This window comes from Klebsiella sp. BIGb0407, from assembly GCF_024807845.1.
Taxonomy (GTDB): Bacteria; Pseudomonadota; Gammaproteobacteria; order Enterobacterales; family Enterobacteriaceae; genus JGM124.
This window is the reverse complement of the sequence record NZ_JANUEQ010000006.1, coordinates 1-25,630: the sequence shown is the minus strand read 5'-3', so window position 1 is coordinate 25,630 and position 25,630 is coordinate 1. Positions and strand designations below refer to the sequence as shown.

At 48.1% G+C, this 25,630-nt stretch carries 20 protein-coding genes; 7 read left to right on the top strand and 13 right to left on the bottom strand.

All coding sequences use genetic code 11. The features are described from left to right. The first annotated feature begins 4 nt into the window (after window positions 1–4). Window positions 5–370, top strand: a complete 366-nt coding sequence (locus M2387_RS17330; protein WP_259051188.1) for a helix-turn-helix domain-containing protein — start codon at window positions 5–7, stop codon at window positions 368–370. Between the two features lie 64 nt (window positions 371–434). Here the strand turns inward: M2387_RS17330 and M2387_RS17325 are convergent, their stop codons facing one another. Both M2387_RS17325 and M2387_RS17320 read right to left on the bottom strand, forming a co-directional pair. Beyond that, window positions 435–1,205, bottom strand: a complete 771-nt coding sequence (locus M2387_RS17325) for a class I SAM-dependent methyltransferase (RefSeq protein ID WP_259051187.1) — start codon at window positions 1,203–1,205, stop codon at window positions 435–437. A gap of 3 nt (window positions 1,206–1,208) precedes the next feature. Then, window positions 1,209–1,556, bottom strand: coding sequence for a cupin domain-containing protein (locus tag M2387_RS17320; RefSeq protein ID WP_259051186.1), 348 nt, complete (start codon window positions 1,554–1,556; stop codon window positions 1,209–1,211). A 147-nt stretch (window positions 1,557–1,703) separates the two neighbouring features. On the opposite strand from M2387_RS17320, the gene M2387_RS17315 reads away from it, so the two are divergent. Next, window positions 1,704–2,420, top strand: a complete 717-nt coding sequence (locus tag M2387_RS17315) for a Crp/Fnr family transcriptional regulator (RefSeq protein WP_259051184.1) — start codon at window positions 1,704–1,706, stop codon at window positions 2,418–2,420. Between the two features lie 14 nt (window positions 2,421–2,434). Here M2387_RS17315 and narL read toward each other — a convergent pair whose 3' ends face one another. Further along, complete coding sequence (narL, locus tag M2387_RS17310; RefSeq protein WP_259051182.1) at window positions 2,435–3,085, bottom strand: two-component system response regulator NarL; 651 nt, start codon at window positions 3,083–3,085, stop codon at window positions 2,435–2,437. Further along, window positions 3,078–4,862: a nitrate/nitrite two-component system sensor histidine kinase NarX gene (gene narX / locus M2387_RS17305; protein WP_259051180.1), complete on the bottom strand. Its 1,785-nt coding sequence runs from the start codon at window positions 4,860–4,862 to the stop codon at window positions 3,078–3,080. The genes narL and narX overlap by 8 nt, the downstream gene beginning before the upstream one ends. 308 nt (window positions 4,863–5,170) lie before the next feature. On the opposite strand from narX, the gene M2387_RS17300 reads away from it, so the two are divergent. From M2387_RS17300 to narI, 5 genes are all read left to right on the top strand, one after another. Further along, window positions 5,171–6,562 (top strand): NarK family nitrate/nitrite MFS transporter, encoded by a 1,392-nt coding sequence (locus M2387_RS17300; RefSeq protein ID WP_259051178.1) that lies wholly within the window; start codon window positions 5,171–5,173, stop codon window positions 6,560–6,562. Between the two features lie 366 nt (window positions 6,563–6,928). After that, complete coding sequence (locus M2387_RS17295) at window positions 6,929–10,675, top strand: nitrate reductase subunit alpha (protein WP_259051176.1); 3,747 nt, start codon at window positions 6,929–6,931, stop codon at window positions 10,673–10,675. Next, window positions 10,672–12,207: a nitrate reductase subunit beta gene (gene narH, locus M2387_RS17290; protein ID WP_259051174.1), complete on the top strand. Its 1,536-nt coding sequence runs from the start codon at window positions 10,672–10,674 to the stop codon at window positions 12,205–12,207. Before M2387_RS17295 ends, narH begins: the two co-directional genes overlap by 4 nt. Beyond that, the gene (narJ, locus tag M2387_RS17285; RefSeq protein WP_259051173.1) at window positions 12,204–12,905 is read left to right on the top strand and encodes a nitrate reductase molybdenum cofactor assembly chaperone; all 702 of its coding nucleotides are present in this window, start codon (window positions 12,204–12,206) and stop codon (window positions 12,903–12,905) included. Before narH ends, narJ begins: the two co-directional genes overlap by 4 nt. A 2-nt stretch (window positions 12,906–12,907) precedes the next feature. Continuing rightward, complete coding sequence (gene narI, locus M2387_RS17280) at window positions 12,908–13,585, top strand: respiratory nitrate reductase subunit gamma (RefSeq protein ID WP_259051172.1); 678 nt, start codon at window positions 12,908–12,910, stop codon at window positions 13,583–13,585. A gap of 69 nt (window positions 13,586–13,654) precedes the next feature. Here narI and bglB read toward each other — a convergent pair whose 3' ends face one another. The 9 genes from bglB to M2387_RS17235 form a co-directional block, all read right to left on the bottom strand. After that, the gene (gene bglB, locus M2387_RS17275; protein WP_259051171.1) at window positions 13,655–14,794 is read right to left on the bottom strand and encodes a beta-galactosidase BglB; all 1,140 of its coding nucleotides are present in this window, start codon (window positions 14,792–14,794) and stop codon (window positions 13,655–13,657) included. Window positions 14,795–14,798: 4 nt separating this feature from the next. Beyond that, window positions 14,799–16,382: an MFS transporter gene (locus M2387_RS17270; RefSeq protein WP_259051170.1), complete on the bottom strand. Its 1,584-nt coding sequence runs from the start codon at window positions 16,380–16,382 to the stop codon at window positions 14,799–14,801. A 439-nt stretch (window positions 16,383–16,821) separates the two neighbouring features. Next, window positions 16,822–17,574, bottom strand: a complete 753-nt coding sequence (locus M2387_RS17265; RefSeq protein ID WP_259051169.1) for an HNH endonuclease family protein — start codon at window positions 17,572–17,574, stop codon at window positions 16,822–16,824. Then, window positions 17,567–18,760 (bottom strand): AAA family ATPase, encoded by a 1,194-nt coding sequence (locus tag M2387_RS17260; protein ID WP_259051168.1) that lies wholly within the window; start codon window positions 18,758–18,760, stop codon window positions 17,567–17,569. Before M2387_RS17260 ends, M2387_RS17265 begins: the two co-directional genes overlap by 8 nt. Before the next feature lie 68 nt (window positions 18,761–18,828). Next, window positions 18,829–20,193 (bottom strand): HlyD family type I secretion periplasmic adaptor subunit, encoded by a 1,365-nt coding sequence (locus M2387_RS17255; protein ID WP_259051167.1) that lies wholly within the window; start codon window positions 20,191–20,193, stop codon window positions 18,829–18,831. Next, a complete protein-coding gene (locus tag M2387_RS17250; protein WP_259051165.1) occupies window positions 20,180–22,363 on the bottom strand; it encodes a type I secretion system permease/ATPase in 2,184 nt (727 codons plus the stop codon). Before M2387_RS17250 ends, M2387_RS17255 begins: the two co-directional genes overlap by 14 nt. A gap of 99 nt (window positions 22,364–22,462) precedes the next feature. Continuing rightward, window positions 22,463–23,815 carry a TolC family outer membrane protein gene (locus M2387_RS17245; RefSeq protein WP_259051163.1) on the bottom strand — a complete coding sequence of 451 codons (1,353 nt, stop codon included), beginning with the start codon at window positions 23,813–23,815 and terminating at the stop codon, window positions 22,463–22,465. Window positions 23,816–23,965: 150 nt separating this feature from the next. Continuing rightward, window positions 23,966–25,318: a hypothetical protein gene (locus M2387_RS17240; protein WP_259051162.1), complete on the bottom strand. Its 1,353-nt coding sequence runs from the start codon at window positions 25,316–25,318 to the stop codon at window positions 23,966–23,968. A gap of 74 nt (window positions 25,319–25,392) precedes the next feature. Then, on the bottom strand, window positions 25,393–25,630 hold a 238-nt coding region (locus M2387_RS17235; protein WP_259051161.1), incomplete at its 5' end, for a hypothetical protein.

The window sequence follows — 25,630 nt, the reverse complement described above, 5'->3', positions numbered from 1 at the left end:
ACCTATGGCATCAGTAGATAATTTTCATCAGAATATTGTTGATGAGCTGTTCAGGTGGATTGCTCAACAACCGGATAAACCTATCAGCATTTATCTGGTTGCCGAACGCGCCGGATTTTCGCGCTGGCACTTTCAGCGCATGTTTAAAAAGCACACCGGTATTACGCTGGGCCGCTATATAAAAAATACCCGATTAGATCAGGCGATTATTGAATTAATTAAAGGCAATGACCCGATCATTTTTATCGCCCTTCAGTATGGATATGAATCCCAGCAAACCTTCACCCGCGCTCTGAAAGGTTATATTGGTTTGAATCCGGGAGAAGTCAGGCGGCTATCTGATGAGCAAAAAATGCGTTTATTGAAATAAAAAATGAGCCAGGGCTTAACCTATGACGGGTTTAAATAAACCCGTCATATTATCTCTTCACCGATCATTTAGTACTCACTACCGCGATATATCTCAACCGGTTACGGTTCTGTCGAAAATGGCGAAACATTCTTAAAAACTGTGGGCGATTTTCTGCTTTAAGCGCGTTGCGGATGATTTTTAACGTACCTATCAACCCTTCATCATGCAACATGCCCCTGGGCGTCATCAGAGTCATCATCCCTTCTGAGTGGCTGACATCATGAAAACCCGCAGTACGGAACAGTGTAACCCAGGCCTCGGTAGGCATAGGCTGGGCTTTCACCTGGATGGCAGCCTGCATTTTCTGACTGACATCATTATCTTCTCGCGGTTCTGTCAGAGCAATATCATGGGTCAACAGACGTCCACCCGGTTTCAGCACGCGAAAATATTCCTGCAACAAACGGGCTTTGGCTTTATCGGCATACATCGTCAGCATGGCTTCATTGATGACCACATCAAAGTGATTATCCGGAAACGGCAGCTTTGAGGCATCGGCTTCCTGCACGGTAATCAGATTAGACAGCCCATGGGAGAGAATGTTGGTGCGGGCCTTCGTCAGCGCCTGCTTATCCATATCAATCCCGGTAATATGGCACTGAAAACGCTGGGCAATTTCAATCGCCGTGGTACCCATATTACAGGCAATTTCTAATACCTGACTGTCAGGCTGCAAGCCGCTGTGGGATAACAACCATTCGGTGGCAATACGTCCGCCAGGGCGTAAACGCTTTTTCCCCAGACGCGCTAAAAATTTGTGTCCGGCTTCATGACCTGTATTGGTGGTGTCCATGATTTAATCCTGTTTTTTCTCTGGTTCACGTAACATCACCAGCAGCATTTTGGCCTGCTCAGGCGCATCAACAGCATGCGGGATATTGGCAGGCATACGCACGATATCCCCGGGCTTGGTCAGAACGGGTTTACCGGCAATGGTCAGGATAAGCGAGCCTTCAGGAACCATCACAATGGCATCAAATGGTGCACTATGTTCAGACAGCGACTGGCCTTTATCAAAGGCAAACAGCGTAATATTACCGCCACCATTTCTGGCAAGAACACGGCTGGCAATCCCCTGCTCGGTATAATTCACTAAGCTTGTAATCGTCAGGGCTTCTGCAGGTGTAATCGTATTGGTATTCATAATAAGCATCCTTAAAGTTTATAGGGCAATATTCAGCGGGTTCACATGGCCTCAGCGGCTGCACTTAATACGAAATGGTGAGATACATTGTTAATGCGATTGGTTATTATTTACAGTCTATTCTGGCCGCTCTGAGAGGAAAGACCTATGACATTTGTCACAAAGCCCCTTCCCCCTGCACAATTTATGGCAGTTCTCAGATCCTGCCCGCTCTTTAAGACAGTAAAAGATGATGACTTGAACGTGCTTCTCAGGACGAGCACCTGGCATGAATTTGCGGCAGGGGAACTGATTAACCGTGAAGGCGAGGAAGTCAAAGCCTGCCCGTTAATTATTACCGGGCAAATTGACGTGTTGCGCCATACCTGGTCAGGCGAAGAAAAAGTCTTTGGGATGTTTACTCCGGGAGATTTGGTGGCTATTGCTGCGGTATTTATGCCCCATAACCGATTCCCGATGAGTCTGCGGGCACATACCGAGAGTAGCGCCCTGATGCTGGAGAAGCAGGCTATTTTGTCATTGTGCCATGCCTGCCCGACCATTATGGTTCAGCTATTATCACGGTTTAGCTTGCAGCTCTATGAAAATATTAACCATATTGACTGGCTGACCTCCAGTACCGCGGAGCAGCGTCTGGCGGCTTATTTGCTTGATCTCAAACGCCGTCAGCAATCCGATGATGTCGTGCTGCCCCTGTCACGCGGGCAGTTAGCCACAAAATTAGGTATTCGCTATGAAACGCTCAGCCGTCTGTTTTCTGGCTGGCGACAAAAAGGATTGATTGGCATGGATAAAGACAGGATACAAATTATTGATGAGTCATATCTGACGGAGCTGGCAATACCTGCCCAGCGTCCGTTTTAATATTCTGGCAAAGGTTAAAAAATACGTTCCTGATGCACCCATACCGCGGCTTCAACACGGGATTTGAGTTTCATTTTTTTCAGCAGATGCTTCACATGAACTTTTACCGTGCTTTCAGTAATATCCAGGCGGCGGGCAATCATTTTATTGGGCAAACTCTGCGCGATAAGTTTCAGAATATCGCGCTCACGCGGGGTGAGCAGATTCACATCCCGGTCAGATGTCGCACGGTTGGCCCGCAAGCTTGCGGCCAGCACCGGCGTTAACGCCTCGCTTAAAACAATCTCCCCTGAAGCCGCTTGCTGTAATGCCTTAAGTAACTCTTCCGGCTCCATATCTTTCAAAAGATAGCCATCGGCGCCTCTTTTCAGGGCAGTAACCACATCTTCTTCATGATTTGAGACGGTAAATACCACAATACAGCCTGACAGCGATTTTTCTCGCAGTCTGTCGAGCGTTTCAAGGCCATTCATACCGGGCATATTGAGATCGAGCAAAATCAAGTCCGGATCCAGTTCTTCAGCAAGCTGTACGCCTGTCTCACCGTTTCCTGCTTCGCCGATAACCTGCAGATCGGGGGCCATGCTAATCAGTTGTTTAACGCCGGTACGCAGCATAGGATGATCATCGATCAGCAAAATAGTTGAGGCTTCTGGATTACTCATTACCTGCTCCTGTGGGTATTTCGGGATGAAAATTAACGATGATTTGGGTGCCTCCACCCGGACGCGTGCCCACCTGATAATCACCTTTCAGGCTAAGTGCACGATCGCGCATAATAATCATTCCGTAATGATTCTGCCGTTCACCGTTGCCGGGTATACCCCGACCATTATCCCATAGGGTTAATGTTATTTGGTTATTATTATATATAACGCTAATACCACAGGCGGTGGCACCAGCATGTTTCAGGCTATTATTAAGCGCTTCCCGGGCAATTTGCACTAAGTGAATCGCCTGATGTGAAGGAACCCGGTTCGGTGGAACCTGGTAATCAAGGCTGACTGCGAAACCCAGTTTTTCACTAAATTCCCGGCTACAGGCTTCCAGTGCCGGACGCAGGCCCGGCTCAGTCAACTGTAGCCGAAAGGTCGTCAGTAATTCCCGCAATTGCAGCCACGAGGTATTCAGTTCATTACGCATTTGCCCTAGTAGTGCCTGCATTTCTGTGGGTAGTTTTTCACTTTGCATTTGCAGGCAACTGACCTGCATTTTCAGGCAAGAAAGCGATTGTGCGATAGAGTCGTGCAGTTCCCGGGCAATCGCTGAACGTTCTTCCATGACCATTAGCTGCTGCTTACGTTCAAACTGACGCTCTAAAGCCAGGGTTACGGTCAACTGCTCCATCAGGGTTAAAATCAGCTGCTGCTCATCACGGGTCAACGTATAGCCTTGCGGTAAAAGGGCAAGTACCAGGCCATACTGGGTATGGTTATCGGCCAGACGAAACTTTTGCACCACGGTTTCGCCAACGGGTAGGGTTGTTTCACGGGGGCAGAGCGTGCAGCTCCGGATCGCACATTTGCTGTCTGGCTGATAAGTATATTCTTCATAACTCTCTTCATCTTCATACTCATAAACCCGCAGCTCGGTATTTTGTAGCGGGGTTAAATGCTCTAATTCACTCAGTACTGAAGATAAACGCTGGCACAACGGAGCCTGCGAATGCAGACGTCGGTTAGCCTGATAAAGAAAAGACAGTATTTGGTTTTTTTGCTCAAGCCCGATGGTTTTCTCACTCACCCGTTGCTCAAGACTGGCATAACTTGCGGCCAGCTCCGCAGACATACTGTTTAAGGCAATCCCTAAGCTCGCCATCTCATTACGCCCGCGGATTTTCACCCGATGAGTGAAATCCCGTTGCCCGATAGCCTTTGCGGTTGCCAGTAATTCTCGCCAGGGGCGTATTAATCGCTGATATAACCAGATAACGGTAAAAATAATCAGCAATCCCATCAACACCGCCATACCCAGCTGGAGCTGAACTATACGCAACAGACGTGACTCGGTCATACGATCAAAACTCGTCACTAACAGATCGATTCTGCCGACAAAATCAGTGACGTGTGATCTGACTTGCTCTATATTTTTCGCTTGCCGTAGAGCAGGATCAAGCTCTTCACGCCAGTAACGTTGCAGTGCCATCAATCTGTCTTGCTGAGAGTCCTGTTCTGCTGCAGCTTGAAGAACGGTACTAAACGTGGTCTTTTCCATCTCCTCTAACAGGGCATTATCTTTCTCACTCAGAGGCACGGCAGCCAGCAGACGATAGCTTTGCATACGCATCGATCCGGCTTTATTGATCGCGTGTGCATTCCCCTGAATACCCTGAGCCAGCCAGCCGGAAAGACTCATTCCCGCGACACCCAGCAGCGCCAGCACCAGCACAATTAAGGCTAGCTGGTTAAACAGAGTGAGCGGCGATAACAGACGTTTAAGCATTAACAGAAGAGCTCCAGGGCATAAGGGAAAGCCAATCCAGACATTCTCGGACATTAGTCGGAGTATACCCATACTCAGTAAGGATTACTCACTAATTGCCAGAGGTAGTGTATCAAGATACAAACCGACAGTGAGTCTCCTTCAGTTATGTGAAAAGGCACAGTATTTTCCATCTTTTGTATTACTCATAAAGAATGACGGCCCTTTTTCAGCCGTTAATCTGATGATTTGTCCCTTGATTCACATCAATTTTAATTCCCGATTAGCACCTAAGGTGGCGATATTTACCCACACTTTTTGAGGTGTTTATGTCTCAGTCACCCGGTAGTCGCCAAAATACGGGATCTCTTATCACCGAATGGAAACCAGAAGATCCTGCATTCTGGCAAAGTAAGGGACAGGGTATTGCCCGTCGTAACTTATGGATCTCCGTTCCTTGTTTATTGCTCTCGTTCTGTGTCTGGATGCTATTCAGCGCCGTTGCGGTCAATCTGAATAAAGCCGGTTTTAACTTCGCTACCGATCAGCTTTTTCTGCTGACCGCACTGCCCTCGGTATCGGGTGCTTTGTTGCGGGTACCTTACTCTTTTATGATCCCGATATTCGGCGGTCGTCGCTGGACGGCATTCAGCACCGGGATCCTGATCATTCCCTGTGTGTGGTTAGGCGTGGTAGTACAAAATCCGGATACACCGTTTAGCGTATTTATTATCATTGCGTTGCTGTGTGGTTTTGCGGGTGCAAACTTTGCTTCCAGCATGGCAAATATCAGCTTCTTTTTCCCGAAAGCCAAACAAGGGGGCGCACTGGGTATTAACGGTGGGCTGGGTAATTTGGGCGTGAGCGTGATGCAGTTGGTTGCTCCGCTGGCTATCTCACTTTCCATGTTTGCCGTCTTTGGCGGAACGGGTGTCGCTCAGGCTGATGGTACAAAGCTATATCTTGAAAACGCGGCATGGATCTGGGTACTACCGCTGGCAATATGTACGCTGGCAGCCTGGTTTGGTATGAGCGATCTGGCTACCGTCAAAGCATCGTTAAAAGAGCAGTTACCGGTTCTTAAACGTGCGCATTTGTGGATTATGGGCGCGCTCTATCTGGCAACCTTTGGCTCGTTTATTGGTTTCTCTGCCGGATTTGCGATGCTGGCAAAAACCCAGTTTCCCGATATTGATATTCTGCATTTTGCTTTCTTCGGCCCGCTGCTTGGCGCCCTGGCGCGCTCTTTCGGCGGAGCCATTTCAGACCGCTTCGGTGGCATGAAAGTCTCGCTAATCAACTTTATCTTTATGGCCATTTTCAGCGCATTGCTCTTCGCGACGCTGCCGAACAACGGAGTTGGCGGCCATTTTATTGCCTTCTTCGCGGTGTTCCTGATGCTGTTCCTGACCGCCGGTCTGGGGAGCGGCTCTACCTTCCAGATGATTTCGGTTATCTTCCGCAAACTGACCATAGATCGCGTAAAAGCCCTGGGTGGAAGCGATGAACAAGCCCAGCGTGAAGCCGCAACCGATACTGCCGCAGCACTTGGCTTTATCTCAGCGATTGGTGCTATTGGTGGGTTTTTCATTCCTAAAGCGTTCGGTACTTCACTAGCGTTAACCGGCTCTCCTGCCGGTGCGATGAAAATCTTCCTCGTGTTCTATATCGTTTGTGTTGTCGTTACCTGGGCCGTTTATGGTCGTAAATCCTCAAAATAATGAGGCCGGTAAAGTGATTTCTGGTGCGGCTCAGGCCGCACTTTTTTTATCTTAAAATTCCCATACTGAATATCTCGCCATTCAAATACTCCGGTCACGGGGACTTACCCCTTAATACCCGACAGCCTCAACTGCCATTACCTTAACCAGGTATGTTCTATAAAAAGATAATTATTTTCAATTAATTACATGATGCCTGGCTATTCATACTTTAGTGGTATATCGCAAGATGACTCCCTAATCATCCCCCTCCACAGTTGATCATTATCAATTATCCCTTCAATTAGGCGGGATAACGTGCAAATCAAATAAGCAATGTCGTATTTATAAGATAGAGCCTCCAGGCTCCACATCAGGAGAACTCCGATGAGCAAGTTTCTTGACCGGTTTCGTTACTTCAGGCAAAAAGGTGAAACTTTTGCCGATGGATATGGCCAGCAGCTCGATACTAACCGAGACTGGGAAGAAGGCTATCGCCAGCGCTGGCAGCACGATAAAATCGTCCGTTCCACGCATGGCGTAAACTGCACGGGCTCCTGTAGCTGGAAGATCTATGTTAAAAGCGGCCTGGTTACCTGGGAAACCCAGCAAACCGACTACCCGCGTACTCGCCCGGATATGCCTAACCATGAGCCACGCGGCTGCCCACGCGGCGCAAGCTACTCCTGGTATCTGTATAGCGCTAACCGCCTGAAATATCCTTTGATGCGTAAGCGTCTGATCAAATTGTGGCGTGAAGCGAAAACGCTGCATGCCGACCCGGTGGATGCCTGGGCTTCCATCATCAACGACCCAGAGCAGGCAAAAAGCTATAAGCAAGCCCGTGGTCGCGGAGGCTTTGTTCGTTCAAGCTGGCAGGAAGTGAATGAGCTGATTGCCGCGGCAAACGTCTTTACCGCCAAAACCTTTGGCCCTGACCGTATCGCTGGCTTCTCACCGATTCCTGCGATGTCGATGGTCTCTTACGCTTCTGGCGCGCGTTACCTGTCTCTGATTGGCGGAACCTGTCTGAGTTTTTACGACTGGTACTGCGATTTACCGCCTGCATCGCCAATGACTTGGGGCGAGCAAACGGACGTCCCCGAATCCGCAGACTGGTATAACTCCAGCTATATCATTGCCTGGGGCTCTAACGTGCCGCAGACACGTACCCCTGACGCCCACTTCTTTACCGAAGTACGTTACAAAGGCACCAAAACCGTTGCCGTGACGCCGGATTATGCCGAAATAGCGAAACTCTGTGACCAGTGGCTGGCACCAAAGCAAGGTACTGATGCCGCCATGGCGCTGGCGATGGGCCATGTGATGCTGCGTGAGTTCCATCTTGATAAGCCAAGCCAGTACTTTACCGATTACGTGCGCCGCTATACCGACATGCCGATGCTGGTAATGCTGGAAGAACGTGACGGATTCTATGCCGCAGGCCGTATGTTACGTGCCTCTGACCTGATTGATGGCCTCGGCCAGGAAAATAACCCGCAGTGGAAAACCGTGGCCATCGATAGTCAGACTGATGAGTTGCTGGCACCAAATGGCTCGATTGGTTATCGCTGGGGTGAGAAAGGCAAATGGAACCTGGAACAGCGCGACGGAACCAGCGGCGAAGAAGCTGAACTGCGCCTGAGCCTGCTGGGTAGCCATGACGAAGTCGCTGATGTCGGCTTCCCTTACTTCGGTGGCGAAAGTTCAGAACACTTCAACAACGTTAAACTCGACAACGTGCTGATGCACAAGCTACCGGTAAAACGTATCTCACTGGCGGACGGCAGCTCTGCGCTGGTCACGACAGTGTATGATCTGACGCTTGCTAACTACGGTCTGGATCGTGGTCTCAACGACGAAAACTGTGCCACAAGCTATGACGATGTCAAAGCCTACTCCCCGGCATGGGCTGAGAAAATTACCGGTGTTTCACGTCAGAACATCATCCGTATCGCCCGTGAGTTTGCCGACAACGCCAATAAAACCCATGGTCGCTCGATGATTATCGTCGGTGCGGGTCTGAACCACTGGTTCCATATGGACAGCAACTACCGTGGCCTGATTAATATGCTGGTCTTCTGCGGTTGTGTTGGCCAAAGCGGCGGCGGCTGGGCTCACTATGTGGGTCAGGAAAAACTGCGTCCGCAGACGGGCTGGACCCCACTGGCATTTGCCCTCGACTGGCAGCGCCCGCCGCGCCATATGAACAGTACTTCATTCTTCTACAACCACTCCAGCCAGTGGCGCTATGAGTCTCTGAAAGCTGAAGAGTTGCTGTCACCGCTGGCAGATAAATCCCGCTATAGCGGCAACCTGATTGACTTTAACGTGCGGGCTGAACGTATGGGCTGGCTGCCATCGGCTCCTCAGCTTAATACCAACCCTCTGAACATCGCGAAACAGGCAGCCGCTGCCGGTATGAGCCCGGCGGATTTCACGGCCCAGCAGCTGAAAAATGGCGAAATCCGTTTTGCCGCAGAGCAACCGGATGCCGGTAATAACCACCCACGTAACCTGTTCGTCTGGCGTTCCAACCTGCTGGGTTCTTCCGGTAAGGGCCATGAGTACATGCTCAAATATCTGCTGGGTACTGAAAACGGTATTCAGGGTAAAGATTTGGGACAAGAAGGCGGCGTAATGCCGGAAGAAGTGGAGTGGGTCGATAATGGACTCGACGGAAAACTGGACCTGGTGGTGACGCTGGACTTCCGTCTGTCGAGCACCTGCCTGTACTCCGATATCGTGCTGCCGACCGCGACCTGGTATGAAAAAGACGATATGAATACCTCGGATATGCATCCGTTTATTCACCCTCTTTCAGCCGCCGTGGACCCGGCATGGGAGTCAAAAAGCGACTGGGAAATCTATAAAGATATTGCCAAAAAATTCTCTGAAGTTTGTGTCGGCCATTTAGGTAAAGAAACCGACCTTGTAACCTTACCTATCCAGCATGACTCTGCCGCTGAACTGGCACAGCCCTTTGGTGTGATGGACTGGAAGAAAGGCGAGTGTGACCTGATCCCGGGTAAAACGGCACCGCACCTGGTGGTGGTTGAGCGTGATTATCCGGCCACTTATGAGCGCTTTACTTCGGTCGGTCCATTAATGGACACCCTGGGTAACGGCGGCAAAGGCATCGCCTGGAATACCCAGAAAGAGATGGATCTGCTGCGCAAGCTTAACTACACCAAAACCGAAGGTCCGGCCAAAGGTCAGCCGATGATCAACTCGGCTATCGATGCCGCCGAAGTGATCCTGACTCTGGCTCCGGAAACCAACGGTCAGGTGGCTGTGAAAGCCTGGGCTGCACTGAGTGAGTTTACCGGACGCGACCATACCCATCTGGCGATTAACAAAGAAGAGGAAAAGATCCGCTTTCGCGATATTCAGGCTCAGCCGCGCAAAATCATCTCCAGCCCGACCTGGTCCGGCCTTGAAGATGAGCACGTTTCTTACAGCGCAGGTTATACCAACGTCCATGAACTGATCCCATGGCGCACCCTGTCAGGCCGTCAGCAGCTTTATCAGGATCACCAGTGGATGCGTGATTTTGGTGAAAGCCTGCTGGTGTACCGTCCACCGATTGATACCCGTTCGGTGAGAGGCGTGATGAATAAGAAGTCCAACGGCAATCCTGAGAAGGCGCTGAACTTCCTGACTCCACACCAGAAATGGGGCATTCACTCCACCTACAGCGATAACCTGCTGATGCTGACCCTGTCACGCGGCGGCCCGATTGTCTGGATGAGTGAAATCGACGCCAAAGACTTAGGCATAGAAGATAACGACTGGATTGAAGTCTTTAACAATAACGGTGCGCTGACGGCGCGTGCGGTAGTGAGTCAGCGTGTACCAGAAGGTATGACGATGATGTACCACGCCCAGGAACGCATCGTGAATATACCGGGCTCAGAAATAACCGGTCAGCGCGGCGGTATTCATAACTCGGTGACCCGTATTAGCCCGAAACCCACCCATATGATTGGGGGTTATGCCCAGCTGGCATACGGCTTTAACTATTACGGCACCGTAGGTTCAAACCGCGATGAGTTTGTTGTCGTGCGTAAAATGAAAAATATTGACTGGCTGGATGGTGAAGGCAATGACCAGAAACAGGAGAGCGTAAAATGAAAATTCGTTCACAAGTCGGCATGGTGCTGAATCTTGATAAATGCATCGGCTGTCACACCTGTTCTGTGACCTGTAAAAACGTCTGGACCAGCCGCGAAGGCATGGAATATGCGTGGTTTAACAACGTCGAAAGCAAACCTGGTACCGGTTATCCAACTGACTGGGAAAATCAGGAACAGTGGAAAGGCGGCTGGGTGCGTAAAATCAACGGCAAGTTACAGCCTCGCATGGGTAATAAAGCCACGCTGCTGGGTAAAATCTTTGCTAACCCACATCTGCCGGGTATCGATGATTATTACGAGCCTTTCGATTTTGACTATCAGCACCTGCATAAGGCGCCGGAAGGAAAACATCAGCCGATTGCTCGTCCGCGCTCGCTGATTACCGGCCAGCGGATGAACAAAATTACCACTGGCCCGAACTGGGAAGAGATCCTCGGCGGCGAGTTTGAGAAGCGCGCCAAAGATCAGAACTTCCAGAATATGCAGAAGGCGATGTACGGCCAGTTCGAAAATACCTTCATGATGTATTTGCCGCGTTTATGCGAACACTGCCTTAACCCGGCATGCGTGGCAACCTGCCCGAGCGGTGCCATCTATAAGCGTGAAGAAGACGGTATCGTACTGATTGACCAGGATAAATGCCGTGGCTGGCGTATGTGTATTACCGGTTGCCCGTACAAAAAAATCTACTTTAACTGGAAAAGCGGCAAGTCAGAAAAATGTATTTTCTGTTATCCGCGTATCGAAGCGGGAATGCCAACCGTCTGTTCAGAGACATGTGTCGGCCGCATTCGTTATCTCGGCGTGCTGTTGTATGACGCAGATGCTATCGAACAGGCAGCCAGCACGGAGAATGAAAAAGATCTCTACGAGCGCCAGCTGAGCATTTTCCTGAATCCGAACGACCCGGCTATTATCGAACAAGCGCTGAAAGATGGCGTGCCACAAAGCGTTATCGATGCGGCGCAGCAGTCTCCGGTGTACAAGATGGCAATGGACTGGAAGCTGGCCCTGCCGCTGCATCCGGAATATCGCACTCTGCCGATGGTTTGGTACGTGCCGCCATTGTCGCCAATTCAGTCTGCTGCGGATGCGGGCGAATTACCTCACACCGGCATTTTGCCGGATGTAGAAAGTCTGCGTATTCCGGTGGAATATCTGGCGAACTTGCTGACTGCGGGTGATACCGCTCCGGTATTACGTGCGCTCAAACGCATGATGGCCATGCGCCACTATAAACGCGCCGAAACCGTTGATGGGGTTAACGATACTCGCGCCCTGGAAGAAGTTGGCTTAACCGAAGCTCAGGCACAAGAGATGTATCGCTATCTGGCCATTGCCAACTACGAAGATCGTTTCGTGGTGCCGTCCAGCCATCGTGAACTGGCAGCAGATGCTTTCCCTGAAAGTAAAGGCTGTGGTTTCACCTTCGGCGATGGCTGCCATGGTTCAGACAGTAAATTCAATCTGTTCAATAGTAAGCGTATTGATGCGATTGATGTGTCCAGCAAAACGGAGACACGTTCATGATTGAACTTCTGGTTATTTCCCGCGTGCTTGAGTATCCGGATGCTGCCCTGTGGCAGCATCAGCAGGAACTTCATGACGCGTTAGTTGAAGGTGAAGCACTCAACCTGCAACAGGCTGCTCAGCTTAACCATTTTATCGCTGACTTATGCCGCCAGGATCTTCTCGATGCTCAGGCCAGCTACAGCGAACTCTTCGACAGAGGCCGCGCCACATCGTTACTGCTATTTGAACATGTGCATGGTGAGTCCCGCGACCGTGGACAAGCGATGGTAAACCTGATGGGTCAGTACCAGCAGGCAGGAATGGAAATCGATAGTCGTGAGCTACCGGACCATTTACCGCTTTATCTGGAATATCTTTCCCAGCGCGACGAGTCAGAAGCGCGTGGAGGTTTGCAAGATATCGCCCCGATTCTGGCGTTACTGGCAGCCCGCCTGAAACAACGTGAAAGTGGATATGCCGCGCTATTTGATGTGCTGCTTGGCCTGTCACAAAGCGATGTTGAAGTTGAAAGTGTCAGCCAGCAAATCGTCGGTGAAGCCCGGGACGATACACCGCAGGCTCTCGACGCGGTCTGGGAAGAAGAACAGGTGAAATTTGTCGCCGAAGCAGGTTGTGGAGAGTCAGAAATCAGTCAACATCAGCGTCGCTTTGCCGGAGCCGTCGCGCCGCAATACCTGAATATCGGAGGACAGTAACCATGCAATTTCTTAATGTGTTCTTCTATGACATTTATCCGTATCTCTGCGGCACCGTGTTCCTGATAGGAAGCTGGTTACGTTACGACTACGGGCAGTACACCTGGCGAGCAGGATCCAGCCAGATGCTGGATCGCAAAGGAATGAATCTGGCGTCCAATCTGTTCCATATCGGTATTTTAGGGATTTTCTTCGGACACTTGTTTGGCATGCTGACACCACACTGGGTGTACGAACCGTTTCTGGCTGTCGAAACAAAACAAAAGCTGGCAATGATTGCCGGGGGGATCTGTGGCGTGATGACGCTCGTGGGCGGCCTGTTACTGCTTAAACGCCGTCTGTTCAATCCTCGTATCCGGGCAACCTCCTCTACGGCGGATATTCTGATCCTCAGCCTGCTGATGATTCAGTGCGCTTTGGGCTTACTGACGATTCCGTTCTCAGCCCAGCATATGGACGGCAGTGAGATGATGAAACTAGTGGACTGGGCACAAACCGTGGTGACTTTCCGTGGTGATGCCTCTCAGCATCTCGACGGTGTGGCATTAATCTTCCGCGTACATTTAGTACTGGGAATGACCCTGTTCCTGCTGTTCCCGTTCACCCGTCTGGTGCACGTCTGGAGCGCCCCGGTTGAATACCTGACGCGTAAATATCAATTGGTTCGCACTCGTCGCTAAGTCGAATGCCTGATATAAAAATACCTGGCTTTGGGCCAGGTATTTTTTTGTCTGAAACAACCCCTATTTTTAGAAGTATTTCCGCAAATACTCCGTTAAACACAGAATAGCCATCGCCTGGCCATAGGGCATCGAGGTCAGAGGGATCTGGCGATAAAACTCCAGATTACTTCCCATTCCTGTTCCAAATGACGTTTGTAGTAACTCTCCTTCCGGCGAGATATTTTTCACTATTCCGCGAATGGCTTTCTCTGCCACTTCAGCGTATTCAGCCGTCACATAACGTTTACGTACCGCTTTCAGAATACCGTAGGCAAATCCAGCGGTAGCTGATGCCTCGAGATAAGAGTGCGGATCGTCGAGCAAAGTATGCCAAAGACCACTGTCATCCTGACATTTCGCCAGAGCAGCAATCTGGGCATTTAATACCTGTACCAGGTAACGACGTACCGCGTTATTTTCTGGCAAATCAACTAACTCGAGGAAATCAGGGATCACAATGGTCAGCCAGCTATTGCCCCGCGCCCAGCGGGCATGAGCAAAGTTGTGGTGCCCATCGTAATTCCAGCCGTGGAACCACAGCCCTGTTTCTCGATCCATCAGGTTTTGTACGTGCAGCAAAAACTGATAGACCGCCTCTTCAACGTACTCAGGCTTATTCAGTAATTTGCCAATTTTGGCTAGCGGTAATACCGTCATCATCAGCGTATCGTCCCACATCTGCTGATGGTTCTCTTCCGCCAGGGTGATGTGCTGCATACCACCATGGTCAGTACGCGGCATCTCGTTCATCGCCCATTCGGCCCAGCTTTCCAGCCAGGGTAACCATGCTGGATTCTTCACCTCTTCATAACGGTATGCCAGGGTCAGAAACGGCGACATGGTATTGACATTTTTAGTGGTGGCACCTTGTGCAAACTGGGTGGTAAACCAGCTATCAATAATATCGCACATAGCCTTATCGCCAGTCTGGCAGTAATACTGCCAGATACCGTAAAGGCCCACGCCATGCGTCCATTCCCAGCCCGACCATCCTTTGGTATCAATGATACGTCCGTCATCCAACCGCAGCAAAAATTCACCTGTTGTATCCTGAATATTGACCAGGTTATAGGTCACTTTTTGAATCAATGCCTTTAATTCATCTCTGGCAATAAAATGCTCTGGCTGGCGCAATAGCGGACTCTGTCTGACAGGCCAAACTTTCATAATTTTAACCTCTGTTATATGTCGAATTCAGTACCGCACTATCTTTCAATAAAGGTGCTGCAGGTTTATTGCGATTCAGATACCCAATATTGTTATTACCCCACAGCGACTCGTACGGCATACCGGCAAGCATTTCTACGGTGGCACGGGCTTGCGGAGTGGCTGTTTCTGGCATGGCATGACCCGATACACGCATTTTGGCCGTTTCTTCACGCAGCGTGCTGTGAGTTTGCAGATTAAGTTTGAAACGAAGAGAGACCAGGAAACCGCAGAGCAGAACCACAATGGTGCCTATGCTCAGGATCATCAGGATGGTATTGCCCACTTCAGCAGGCTGAGTTTTCTGCCCGCTCACAAAGCCGGACATCTGCATCACTATTCCCACCAACATGATCGCACCTGCCTGAGAGGCTTTACGTGTCAGGGTCATAATGCCAGCAAAGATCCCTTCCCGGCGCTGACCAGTAATAACTTCATCCACATCAGCAATGTAGGTGTAGATATTCCATGGAACATAGTTGATACCACCGCGCCCCAGACCCGCTACTGCAGAAACCAGTAATAGCAAGGAGTAGATATCACTCAGACCCGCGTAATACAGCAAGGCGTAGGAGAGAGAGGCCAGACCGAATAGCACCACGACTACACGATAAGATGGAGCAGCCCCAAAGCGGATACAGAGCGGGATCATGGCTATCACGGCAATAAACTGGAAGATAGCCATGGTTCCCAGCAAGTTAGATGCCATAGAGGCTTCCTGCATCAGAACGAAGACCACGTAATACGTGAATACTGCATTGAAAACATCCTGGGCAATATAACCGCCGAGATACATACCCAGATGCTGGCGGAAAATTTTAATCCGTAGCGTCGAACTTAACTCGACAAACAGGCGGTTGATGCTCTGACGTAGCGATAACTTTTGTTTTTCTTCTTCGGCGCGCAATGCGGCTTCAGTCCACTCTGAACGCGGGCGCTCCCAGGTAAAGAACCAGACAAAGATCAGCATCACGGCACACAGCACGGAGAAAACCAGGCTGGCATAGAAAAAGGAGATGGCGTTATCTTTACCGAAATGGGTGAGCAAGATCCCTGGCAGGAATGACGCGAGGATCGCCGACATCTGTGCCATAGAAATACGCGCGCCCGAGAATTTGGTTTTCTGTTTAAAGTCATCCGTCATTTCTGGAACCAGCGTCTCGTAGGGCACCAGAATCATGGTATAGACGATATCAAATACCAGGTAGGTCAGCAGGTAATACCAGAAAGTCATATCCCCGACCCACATCAGGGAGTAGCTGAAGACGCAAGGAATGCCAAGCAAAATAAAGAACTTACGGCGACCAAAACGCTTACCAAGCCAGGTTGTACCAAAATTATCCGTCATGAAACCCATTAAGGGGCTAATAACTGCATCCAGCACCCTTGCCGCGGCAAAGATGAACGTCGCTTCAATAGGGGTAAGTCCACAAAACGTCGTATAAAAATACAAAAGCCAGGCCGCTGTCAGAGCTGTTGTTCCCGCTCCCAGAAAATCACCTGACCCATACGCAAGATAATTTGCGAATCCAATTTTACGTGTTTTCATTGCCACCAACCTTAATCAATTTTAGGGAACTCCCTGTAAGCAAAGATCATTCAGGAGTTGGTACGCAGCTACAGTAAAAGCATCGAACGGTTGATACCTTTCTATTTCTGCCACCAAAAATCGGTAAATGGCAAAAATACAAAGAGTCTCCTCATGTCTGTCACTATTTTATAAAATACCGTTTTGTTTTAAAGAAAACGATGATTCAATTTTGTGATGCGTATCTGAATTATCTAATACTTGCCAGGAGGGCTGAAGGTGAATCCCATGATCGTGGGCAGGTGATGGTAAATCTGATGGATCAATATCAACGGGTTCATACACGGCATAAAATCAATTGATTGATATAAAAACACCTGGTTATGACCAGGTATTTTTATATTTTAAAGTACTCATCACGGCAAGTTCCTGCTAGCTGAGGAGCTTATCCTCTCCAAATTCATTCACAAATATCGAAAGATATATTTACACAGTGCTGATAGAGTTCTGACAATTCACTATCCCAAAAATCATTCTGTTCTAAGACGACTTTCACCTCATTGAAGTCCGTACTATGAAGTAATGTGGTCGCCATTATTCCACTATATTCTTTTGAGGGCTGGCATTCGCTAAGGAGGCCTTTACATTTAGTGATTAGTTTTCTCCTGTCCCCCGGATCCTGCCCCTGAGAAAAACGATTGGCAATGATTTTTAGCTCTTCCAGGTTATCATCCAGTGACAGAACCAAAATACCCCGCCTCCTGACAAGCCGTTGAAAGTCATTGAGTTGCAGAACATCGATGGTATTTTTCCCTAAGGTATCAATCGCTTTAAAGCGAGCGATTTTTAATTTTAAATGTTTATTGGGATTATCACTGTATGGATTAATGATTGGCTCACTACAAACATCATGATTACTTTTTATTCCGTTACATCTTTTACATGACGCCAATAGATTAGACCACGTAACCACATCCTCAGGATAAAGATCCTTGCATTTAAAATGTTCTACTTCCATGTATTTGCTTTCTTCGCTGATATTACTTTCACAATAAACACACTTACCATTACTGGAGTTTATCAACTGCTCTTTTATTTTCTCACTACTCCATACTCTTTTTGTTTTATTACTATTGATAAATGTTCTTGTTAATTCACCTACCTTTTCAGGGGAAAGGTAATCAGGGCGACTGACTTGTTTTACTCTAATCATGATCACCACCAGTCAGCATAGCTAAATCCATTTTTAATATTTTTCTATCCATATTTTCAGGATGTAACATTTTATCTATTTCATTAAATATAGATTTTGCTTTCTTTGCATTGTTTTTATCAGCTGCTTGATAGAAATCATTAACTTTATTTTTATATAAATCCGTTCTTACATCGTCTATCCCCATCACATCAGACAGAATCTCTTCAATGGTCCATCCTTTAAATCCATATTTTGAATCAGACCATAATGATTTTCTTTTTATATATCCATTATTACTGGCTAATGCGATGACTTCACTTTCATTACATGATTGAACGATATGTGGACTATGGGTAGCACAAATAAATTGAGCATTAGGGAATACTGATAAAAGAATTTCTCTGATCCTGGATTGCCAGGAGGGATGTAAATGAATTTCTGGCTCATCAATAATCACTATACCTGAGAAGTCTACGGCTCTATCCTTTTTAGATAAGGACATCAACTCAATTTCTTTAATTATAGTAAACAAAATAGCCAGACAGGATTTAAAGCCGCTTGAGAGATATTCAAAATATATCTCTCCTGATGGTGTATTTAGCATGATTTCATTATCAGAGGCTATTACTCGACTAAAACTGTAATTACTGTCAAGAATGGAGAAACACTTTTTAGCCAGCAGCAAATTTTGCTGTTGTTCATCAGTAAGAGAACCTTCATGACTCGAATATAAATATCTATTTAAAAACCAGGACTTAAAATCCCCCGTTTTAGAACCACCTATTATTCTGAGTGATTTTTCGTGGTTAGAGATCATAGGGTCTTTATTTATTGATAAAATGGTTTTATAGTCTAAATACCTTTCTATTTTCAGAGTTATAATATTTAGCTTCTTAAATTCAGTTTCACTTGAATAAAGATGGTCATCCTCTGTAGGAGAAAAATGGTTTATTTTATACTCTGTATTGAATATCTTTCCATCATCATTTATTGCATGCATCTCAAATGCCCCATCTTGTGACGTAGCATTCCTGCTCAAAATATTAGTTCTAACGCCAGAAGAAAAAGAATGGGATATGCACTCAAGAATAGTTGTTTTACCTACACCATTATAACCACAAATAACATTCATTTTAGGATTAAATACCAAACTAGCCAATTTAATCCCACCAATATCACGTATATTTATTTTTTCCACTTTCATATAGCTCCCTTATATTAGTAATAAATATTACTTTCAAAATCTTCCCTGAGAATTATTTTCTCTAATATCTAACGTTCGCTAAAAGACTCCGCCTTGGCACGCAAAATAGGTTTCAGCAAATAGGCCATAATGGTTTTTTTACCGGTGATGATATCGACTGAAGCCACCATACCCGGAATGATAATGAGCGGTTTCTCGTCACTGCCCAGATGATTTTTTTCGGTTCTCAGACGCACAACGTAATAGCTGTTGCCCTCTTTATCGGTCACGGTATCGGGGCTTATCTGTTCAAGTCGGGCCTTCAGGCCACCATAGATGGTGTAATCATAGGCGGTAAATTTAACTATCGCTTCCTGTCCCGGGTGAAGGAAGGCGATATCCTGCGGACGTATTTTGGTTTCAATCAGCAGTGTGTCATCGAGAGGGACGATTTCGACTAAATCACTCCCCGGCTGAATCACGCCACCGATGGTATTGACCATCATCTGCTGTACGATACCGCGTACCGGGGAGGTTACCAGGGTACGGTTCATCCGGTCTTCAATCGCTTTTTCAGAAGACTCGGTTTTACTGAGTTCAGTACGCGCTTCATTGAGCTGAGAAAGGGCTTCGCTGCGATAGCGGCCACGCGTTTCACCGATTTTATTTTCAATCTCTTTCACCGCGGCCATCGCTCTTGGAATAGCCAGAGTGATAGAGTCTAGCTGACCGCGGGTATCCACTTCAGAGCGGCGAAGGCGCAGGATCTCGACCTTAGAAATGGCCCCTTTTGCTACCAGAGGTTCAGACATATTGATTTCCTGCTGGAGCAAATCGAGGCTACGTCTGGTCTGTTTTACTTTCGCCTGGTAGTCCAGCAGCTCTTGTTTCTTTTGCACCAGCTGTTCATTCAGCCCGTCCAGCTCACTCTGGATACGTTGCTTTACGCTGGTAAACAGGGCTATTTCACCCTCGGCAATATCCGGTGATTTCTCCATAATCGCTGCTGGAAGCGTCAGGCTATTTTTGTCATCAAGCTGAGCAGTCAGTCGTTCAATCCGGGCTTCGAGCGCAAAGCGGTCTGCTGCCGACTCCCCGGCATTAGACCGAAAGCGGGTATCGTCCAGGCGCAATAGCGGTGCCCCTGCCTTAACGATTTCTCCCTCATGGACAAAGACTTCAGAGACGATTCCGCCCTCTAAGTTTTGTATTTTTTGCAGTCGTGATGAAGGTATCGCTCTACCATCCCCGCGAGTGACTTCATCAATCTGTGCCAGCGATGCCCACACTATCATGATGATAAAGAACCCCACACAGGCCCACAGAGTAATACGAGCCACGCGCGGATAGTCATCAGTCATTGCGCTACTGACCTCATTAGTGGCGAATCGGGTTCTCTTTTTATCACCCATCAGCCATTTAACCAGACGCCGAGGTAGATTACCGACTCGCATGGATCTGTCCCTTTTTCAGTGCATCTATCACGCTTTCTTTCGGACCATCAGCGATAACTTTTCCGTTATCGAGGACAATCAGACGATCCACCAGAGTCAGAAGCGATGCCCGGTGGGTCACCAGTAATAAGGTTTTATTTTTGACTAAGGGGACGAGTGATTTTTTAATGGCGTCTTCGCTGGTATTGTCCATCGAACTGGTCGGCTCATCCATCAGTAAAATGGAGGGATCAAGCAGTAGTGCCCGAGCCATGGCCACTGCCTGACGCTGGCCGCCGGATAAATTCATCCCGCGCTCACCCACTTGCAGGTTATAACCCAGCGGATGGCGACGACAAAAATCATGAACCCCTGCAAGGGTTGCAGCCCGGATCATGGTTTCTTCATCAACGTAGCCCGCTCCGATAATAAGGTTATCGCGTAGCGTTCCGCTGAACAGGTGAATATCCTGGGGAACATAGCCGATATTATGCCGAATATCGTTAACGTCGAGCTGTCGGGCATCAATGCCATCCATCAGCACCATGCCGCTATCAGGCTGATAAAAACTGACCAGCAACTTTGCCAGTGAGCTTTTCCCTGAACCACTGCGCCCGATAATACCGACCTTTTCACCTGCGGCTATCTTTAACGATATCTCGTTAAGTGAAGTGTGCTGATTCTGCGGATAGCGGAAAGTGACATCATTAAATTCAATCGATCCTGATAGTTTTTCGCATCTCAGTGGAACCTCATCCGCTCGGGTTTCCTGCTCAAGATCCATCATATGATCGACCGTTGCTTTGGTCATTTTAGCGCGATGGTAACGCGTCATCAGACTACAAAGTTGATCAACGGGCATCATGGCCCGGCGCTGTAACAAGTAGCAGGCGATTAAGCCGCCCATACTGAGATTGCCTTCAATTATCCAGTAAACACCTGCGACAATAATGATAACGCCGCTAAATTGTTGTAACCAGCTGGTAAAGTTGACCGCAACAGAGGAGAGGGATTTTACTTTTATCTCAAGCTTACTGAGGTTACTCAGCACCTGCTCCCACTGATACTGGCGCTGGCTTTGTGCGTTATTAGCTTTTATAGCGTCAAGGCCCGTCAGAGTTTCAACCAGCATCGCCTGACGCTCGTTAGATAAACGGTAGGTTTTTTGTACCTGAGAGAGCAGTGGCCGCTGGATAAGCCAGTTAATCAGAACGGCAACCGGATAGGCTACCAGGGGAATAATTACTAATGGCCCGCCGATAATGCCGATAACCAGTAAAATAAGCAGCGTAAAAGGCAGGTCGATCAGTGCCGTTAACGTCAGAGATGAAAGGAAATCGCGTACCGATTGGTACTCTTGAAAATGCTGCGCATAGCCGCCCACGCGGTTAGGGCGCAGCTTCATCTTCATTCCCATCAGCCTTTCATATAAAGCAGACGAAATAATAAGATCGGTCTTTTTACCGGCAAGATCGAGGCAAATACTGCGTAAGAACTTCAGAATAAAATCAAAAGCAAAGGCAATCGTAATCCCTATCGCCAGCATCCATAAGGTTGCGGTCGCATGATTTGGCACCACGCGATCGTACACATTCATCACAAACAGCGGTGTCGCCAGGGCTATCAGATTGATCAAAAAACTGGCAACCACGGCGTCAACATAGAGAAATTTTGATAGTTTCAGCGTGTCTTTGAACCAGGATTTGGTTCGCGGAATACCAGAACTTGGCTCAGTACTGTATTCATGTTCAGGCTGAATAAAGATAACTTGCCCGCGATACTCAGCAGCTAGTACTTCCCGGGAGACAGTTATCTCGCCACCTTGAGTTTCCGCGGAAAGAAGCCGGGCACGCTGATGTTCATCAAAGCCTAAGAGAACCGCAGCTTGCGAATTTTTTAGCAGAATAATCGCCGGGAGTGAGAGGGAGGATATTTTATCCAGCGGGCGCGACAGAGTCCGGGCTTTAAGCCCTGCACGCTGGGCCGCGCGAGAAAATATGCCAGGCGTCAGGCGATTATCTTCCAGGGGAAGCCCGGCTGTTAGCGCATTACGGCTGGTAGTGATGTTATGGAACTGGCAGACCACCATAAGACAGTCGAGTAGAGGATCGTCATGATTTTGCTGAGAATAGTCCCTGATATCATTATCTGAAAAGGTACGACTATCAACGGGATCAGTTTGAAGTGCCATTATCTGACCTTACATACAAACAAAAAATTACCGGACGGCTGATACCGCAATAGGGAATAGCACCAAGACTGACAGCCATTCCCCACAGGCTGCGATGCATTATTTTAATTCAGGTAATTCTATTCTTGAGGCTTGCCCCTCATTAATTGGCTGGCTAGCAGAAGGTGCCTGAATTTTAAGTTGTTTTAGCAACTCACCGGTACGAGCATTGATTCTGTATGTCGTAAACATTTCAATATACTGTAGCTGTACATAGCGACGCTGAGCACTGAATACTTCATTTTCACTATCGAGCATATCAAGCAGTGAACGGTCGCCAAGGCTGAACTGTTCCTGATAAGCGATACGTACCTGTGCGCTGCGATCGGCATAATCTTTAGCGATAGGCACCTGCTGTTTAGCATTATTGAGTGCATTCCAGGCAAGACCCAGTTCTTCATTAAGCTGACGCAGAGCATTTTTCTTCACATCCTGTGACTCTTGCATTTTGTAAGCGTAAGAGGAAAGCTGCGCTTTATCGCTGCCGCCGTTATACAGGTTATAACGCATCCGCAGCATAGTTTGCCATTCCTGATTATGGCCCCGGGTACCGTCGACATTATTATCCATCGTCCTGCCAATATCTACGTCAACACTTGGGTAGAAACGCGAACTTGCCGCTTCATACTGCTGGCGTGTCGCTTCGATATCGGCATCGGCTTGTTTCAGGAGTGGGCTGTTTTCCAGCATGACTTTACGGGCATCAGCCAGTGAAGCAGGAATCATTGTCGGAGCAGGTTGAGTAAGAGAAACGGCTTCCTGGCCGGTAACACTGGCGTAGTTAGTCCGCGAGTCTTCCAGATTGGTCTGTTCAGTCAGCAGGTTATTACGGGCCTGAGCAAGACGGGCTTCGGCCTGGGTAAAATCAGCCTCACGGCCAACGCCTCGCTCTGTCCGTAGACGAATTTGATCAAAGATACGCTGGTGATTTTTTAAGTTATCTTCAGCCAGCCTGACCATCTTTTCCTGCATCAAGACGTCAAGATAGCTCTGAATCGCCGTCAGTGCTGTTGTTTCTGCGGTGTTCAATACCGAAAATGCGCGCGAGTTAACCGTGGCTTTCTGTCGGGCCACTTCACTGGTAGTAGCGAAACCATTGAAGAGATTCTGTTTCAGATTAATGCTGGATTCACTGCGCTGTAAATCACGAAGATGATCGCCTGCTGCACGCGTACTGGCATTATCCGTCCTCTCCCAACCCGTTCCGGCTGAAAGATCAAGAGTCGGCAGATATCCGCCTTTCGCCGCTCTCAAGTCCTCATCAGCTGAATAACGGCTATTCGCTGATGCGCTGATTTGTGGATGCGAATTCAGCGTATCTTTGATTGCTTGTTCAAGCGTCGTCGCGCTGGCTGGGTTTAGCATCAGTAGCGAAAGTGATAATCCAAAAGCGATATGCGCACGATACTTCATTTCCATAATCCTTTTATCACATTGATTTTTCAAACATTTAATTTATGTTTTTAATAAAATGTCTGGGGAAACCATAAGCATTACGGCCTCCATAATAGAAAAAGAGTGAATTAATACCCCGCCAATACCCATAGCGGGATATGAGTCCAATCAAGAGTCAGTATCTGGCTTCGCTAGCAGATTATCTATTTGTGCGTGATACCCCCCGCCATAAGTATCGTTTGTATCATGGGAGATATCTGTTACCAGGATCTGAGGAACCATCTTATCTTCTGTACCGAGCTCTGTTGCCTGCAGCAGTTTATCCAGGCTCTGGTTATTATTTACATCAGAGATAATATCGCTAAAGCTAAGCGGCTCTTCGTTAATTATTATTACTGTATCTGGTGAACTGTCATGCTCTGACTTATCGCTACTCACCACTGGATCTGCCGCTGCTTTCTCGGACTGAAGTTGCTCAGATGAGAGCGAGTCATTATCAGCTAACAGATTGGTTAACTGACTTTCCGGCTGAGCTTCTGTCACTACAACCCTGGGCTCAAGTAACCCTTGATTATTATCAAAGACGGCAGGCTCCAGAGAGATATTTCCACTATCAATCAGCAATGCCGCGAGGGGTAAGTGATCGCTGGTATCATCATCCGGGACTAAGGCTGCATGAGTCATATTACTGCCGCTATCATGCTGCTCATCGGCTGAAACCATCAGAGTCTCACTGTCGTGATTCTCCTGGGATATTGATGAATTCTGCCCGGACAGGCTAATACTGTGGTGAAGATCGCTGAGAGCAATTTCCCCACTATCATGCGATACACCATTAACCGAAGTGGTGATATTCACTTTAATATCATCCAGCGTAATGGGGGTAGCCATATCAAAGGTGACTTTACCATTCAGGCTGGTAACATCTGTGATATCAATAGTTAAATTACCATTAGCATCAACGGCATAGCTCTGATCGTTATACTTGATAGAGCCCGCAGGCAAGCCTGAGAAAGTGATCGAGGTAATCAGATCATGCTCATCACCACCGAGAATTGATGCATCCAGATTTAACTCATGATGCCAGGATGTTTTGCTGCCTGGTGCCTGTGGATCCCAGCCCTTTCCTCCTTCGCCAGATGTGATATCAGAGATTTGGTTAGAGCCCTGCAGCACGGTATGGCCATTGATGATGACGCTGATGTTATCGACATAGTTAATATTGCCGTTAACGTTAGCCGGCCCTTTTTCCGCGCTCCATTCTTTACCATCATTTTGGACATGAATGGTGTCGCGCGCGTCTTTATATGAGCCGGACGCTGAGGTAGCATTGCCTTTAACAGAGTTCAGATTGCGGAAGTTCCCATCCTGCCAGTAGCCACTATTCTCATGGACAAGGAATACATCGCTCTTACTTTCTGAACCTGCTGGGTTGCCATTAACATAAATCTTAATCTGATCCGCAGATATCTGATCGGAAACACGCCCTGCCTCGATATCCCCTTGAGAGATCCAGAGCACAACATTGCTCCCCACCGCGATTATTTTCCCATTATCATCAACATCATAACCGCCAGGGTTACTGCTTCCCCCGTTTATCGTTGTGACATGTGAAACTGCCCTGCCATCAAAATCGACTTCCAGAGAGATAGGTTTATCACTGTCGGAATCGGAGTCACTGTCCGAGTCGGAATCACTGTCAGAGTCGGAATCACTGTCGGAATCGGAATCGCTGTCGGAGTCGGAATCACTGTCTGAATCGGAGTCGCTATCTGAGTCGGAATCACTGTCTGAGTCCGAGTCGCTGTCGGAATCCGAGTCACTGTCCGAGTC

What these genes read in the sequence shown, in the direction of transcription:
- M2387_RS17330 (WP_259051188.1), top strand. Translation starts at nt 5, where the DNA reads ATGGCATCAGTAGATAATTTTCATCAGAATATTGTTGATGAGCTGTTC.
- M2387_RS17325 (WP_259051187.1), bottom strand. Translation starts at nt 1,205, where the DNA reads ATGGACACCACCAATACAGGTCATGAAGCCGGACACAAATTTTTAGCG.
- M2387_RS17320 (WP_259051186.1), bottom strand. Translation starts at nt 1,556, where the DNA reads ATGAATACCAATACGATTACACCTGCAGAAGCCCTGACGATTACAAGC.
- M2387_RS17315 (WP_259051184.1), top strand. Translation starts at nt 1,704, where the DNA reads ATGACATTTGTCACAAAGCCCCTTCCCCCTGCACAATTTATGGCAGTT.
- narL (WP_259051182.1), bottom strand. Translation starts at nt 3,085, where the DNA reads ATGAGTAATCCAGAAGCCTCAACTATTTTGCTGATCGATGATCATCCT.
- narX (WP_259051180.1), bottom strand. Translation starts at nt 4,862, where the DNA reads ATGCTTAAACGTCTGTTATCGCCGCTCACTCTGTTTAACCAGCTAGCC.
- M2387_RS17300 (WP_259051178.1), top strand. Translation starts at nt 5,171, where the DNA reads ATGTCTCAGTCACCCGGTAGTCGCCAAAATACGGGATCTCTTATCACC.
- M2387_RS17295 (WP_259051176.1), top strand. Translation starts at nt 6,929, where the DNA reads ATGAGCAAGTTTCTTGACCGGTTTCGTTACTTCAGGCAAAAAGGTGAA.
- narH (WP_259051174.1), top strand. Translation starts at nt 10,672, where the DNA reads ATGAAAATTCGTTCACAAGTCGGCATGGTGCTGAATCTTGATAAATGC.
- narJ (WP_259051173.1), top strand. Translation starts at nt 12,204, where the DNA reads ATGATTGAACTTCTGGTTATTTCCCGCGTGCTTGAGTATCCGGATGCT.
- narI (WP_259051172.1), top strand. Translation starts at nt 12,908, where the DNA reads ATGCAATTTCTTAATGTGTTCTTCTATGACATTTATCCGTATCTCTGC.
- bglB (WP_259051171.1), bottom strand. Translation starts at nt 14,794, where the DNA reads ATGAAAGTTTGGCCTGTCAGACAGAGTCCGCTATTGCGCCAGCCAGAG.
- M2387_RS17270 (WP_259051170.1), bottom strand. Translation starts at nt 16,382, where the DNA reads ATGAAAACACGTAAAATTGGATTCGCAAATTATCTTGCGTATGGGTCA.
- M2387_RS17265 (WP_259051169.1), bottom strand. Translation starts at nt 17,574, where the DNA reads ATGATTAGAGTAAAACAAGTCAGTCGCCCTGATTACCTTTCCCCTGAA.
- M2387_RS17260 (WP_259051168.1), bottom strand. Translation starts at nt 18,760, where the DNA reads ATGAAAGTGGAAAAAATAAATATACGTGATATTGGTGGGATTAAATTG.
- M2387_RS17255 (WP_259051167.1), bottom strand. Translation starts at nt 20,193, where the DNA reads ATGCGAGTCGGTAATCTACCTCGGCGTCTGGTTAAATGGCTGATGGGT.
- M2387_RS17250 (WP_259051165.1), bottom strand. Translation starts at nt 22,363, where the DNA reads ATGGCACTTCAAACTGATCCCGTTGATAGTCGTACCTTTTCAGATAAT.
- M2387_RS17245 (WP_259051163.1), bottom strand. Translation starts at nt 23,815, where the DNA reads ATGAAGTATCGTGCGCATATCGCTTTTGGATTATCACTTTCGCTACTG.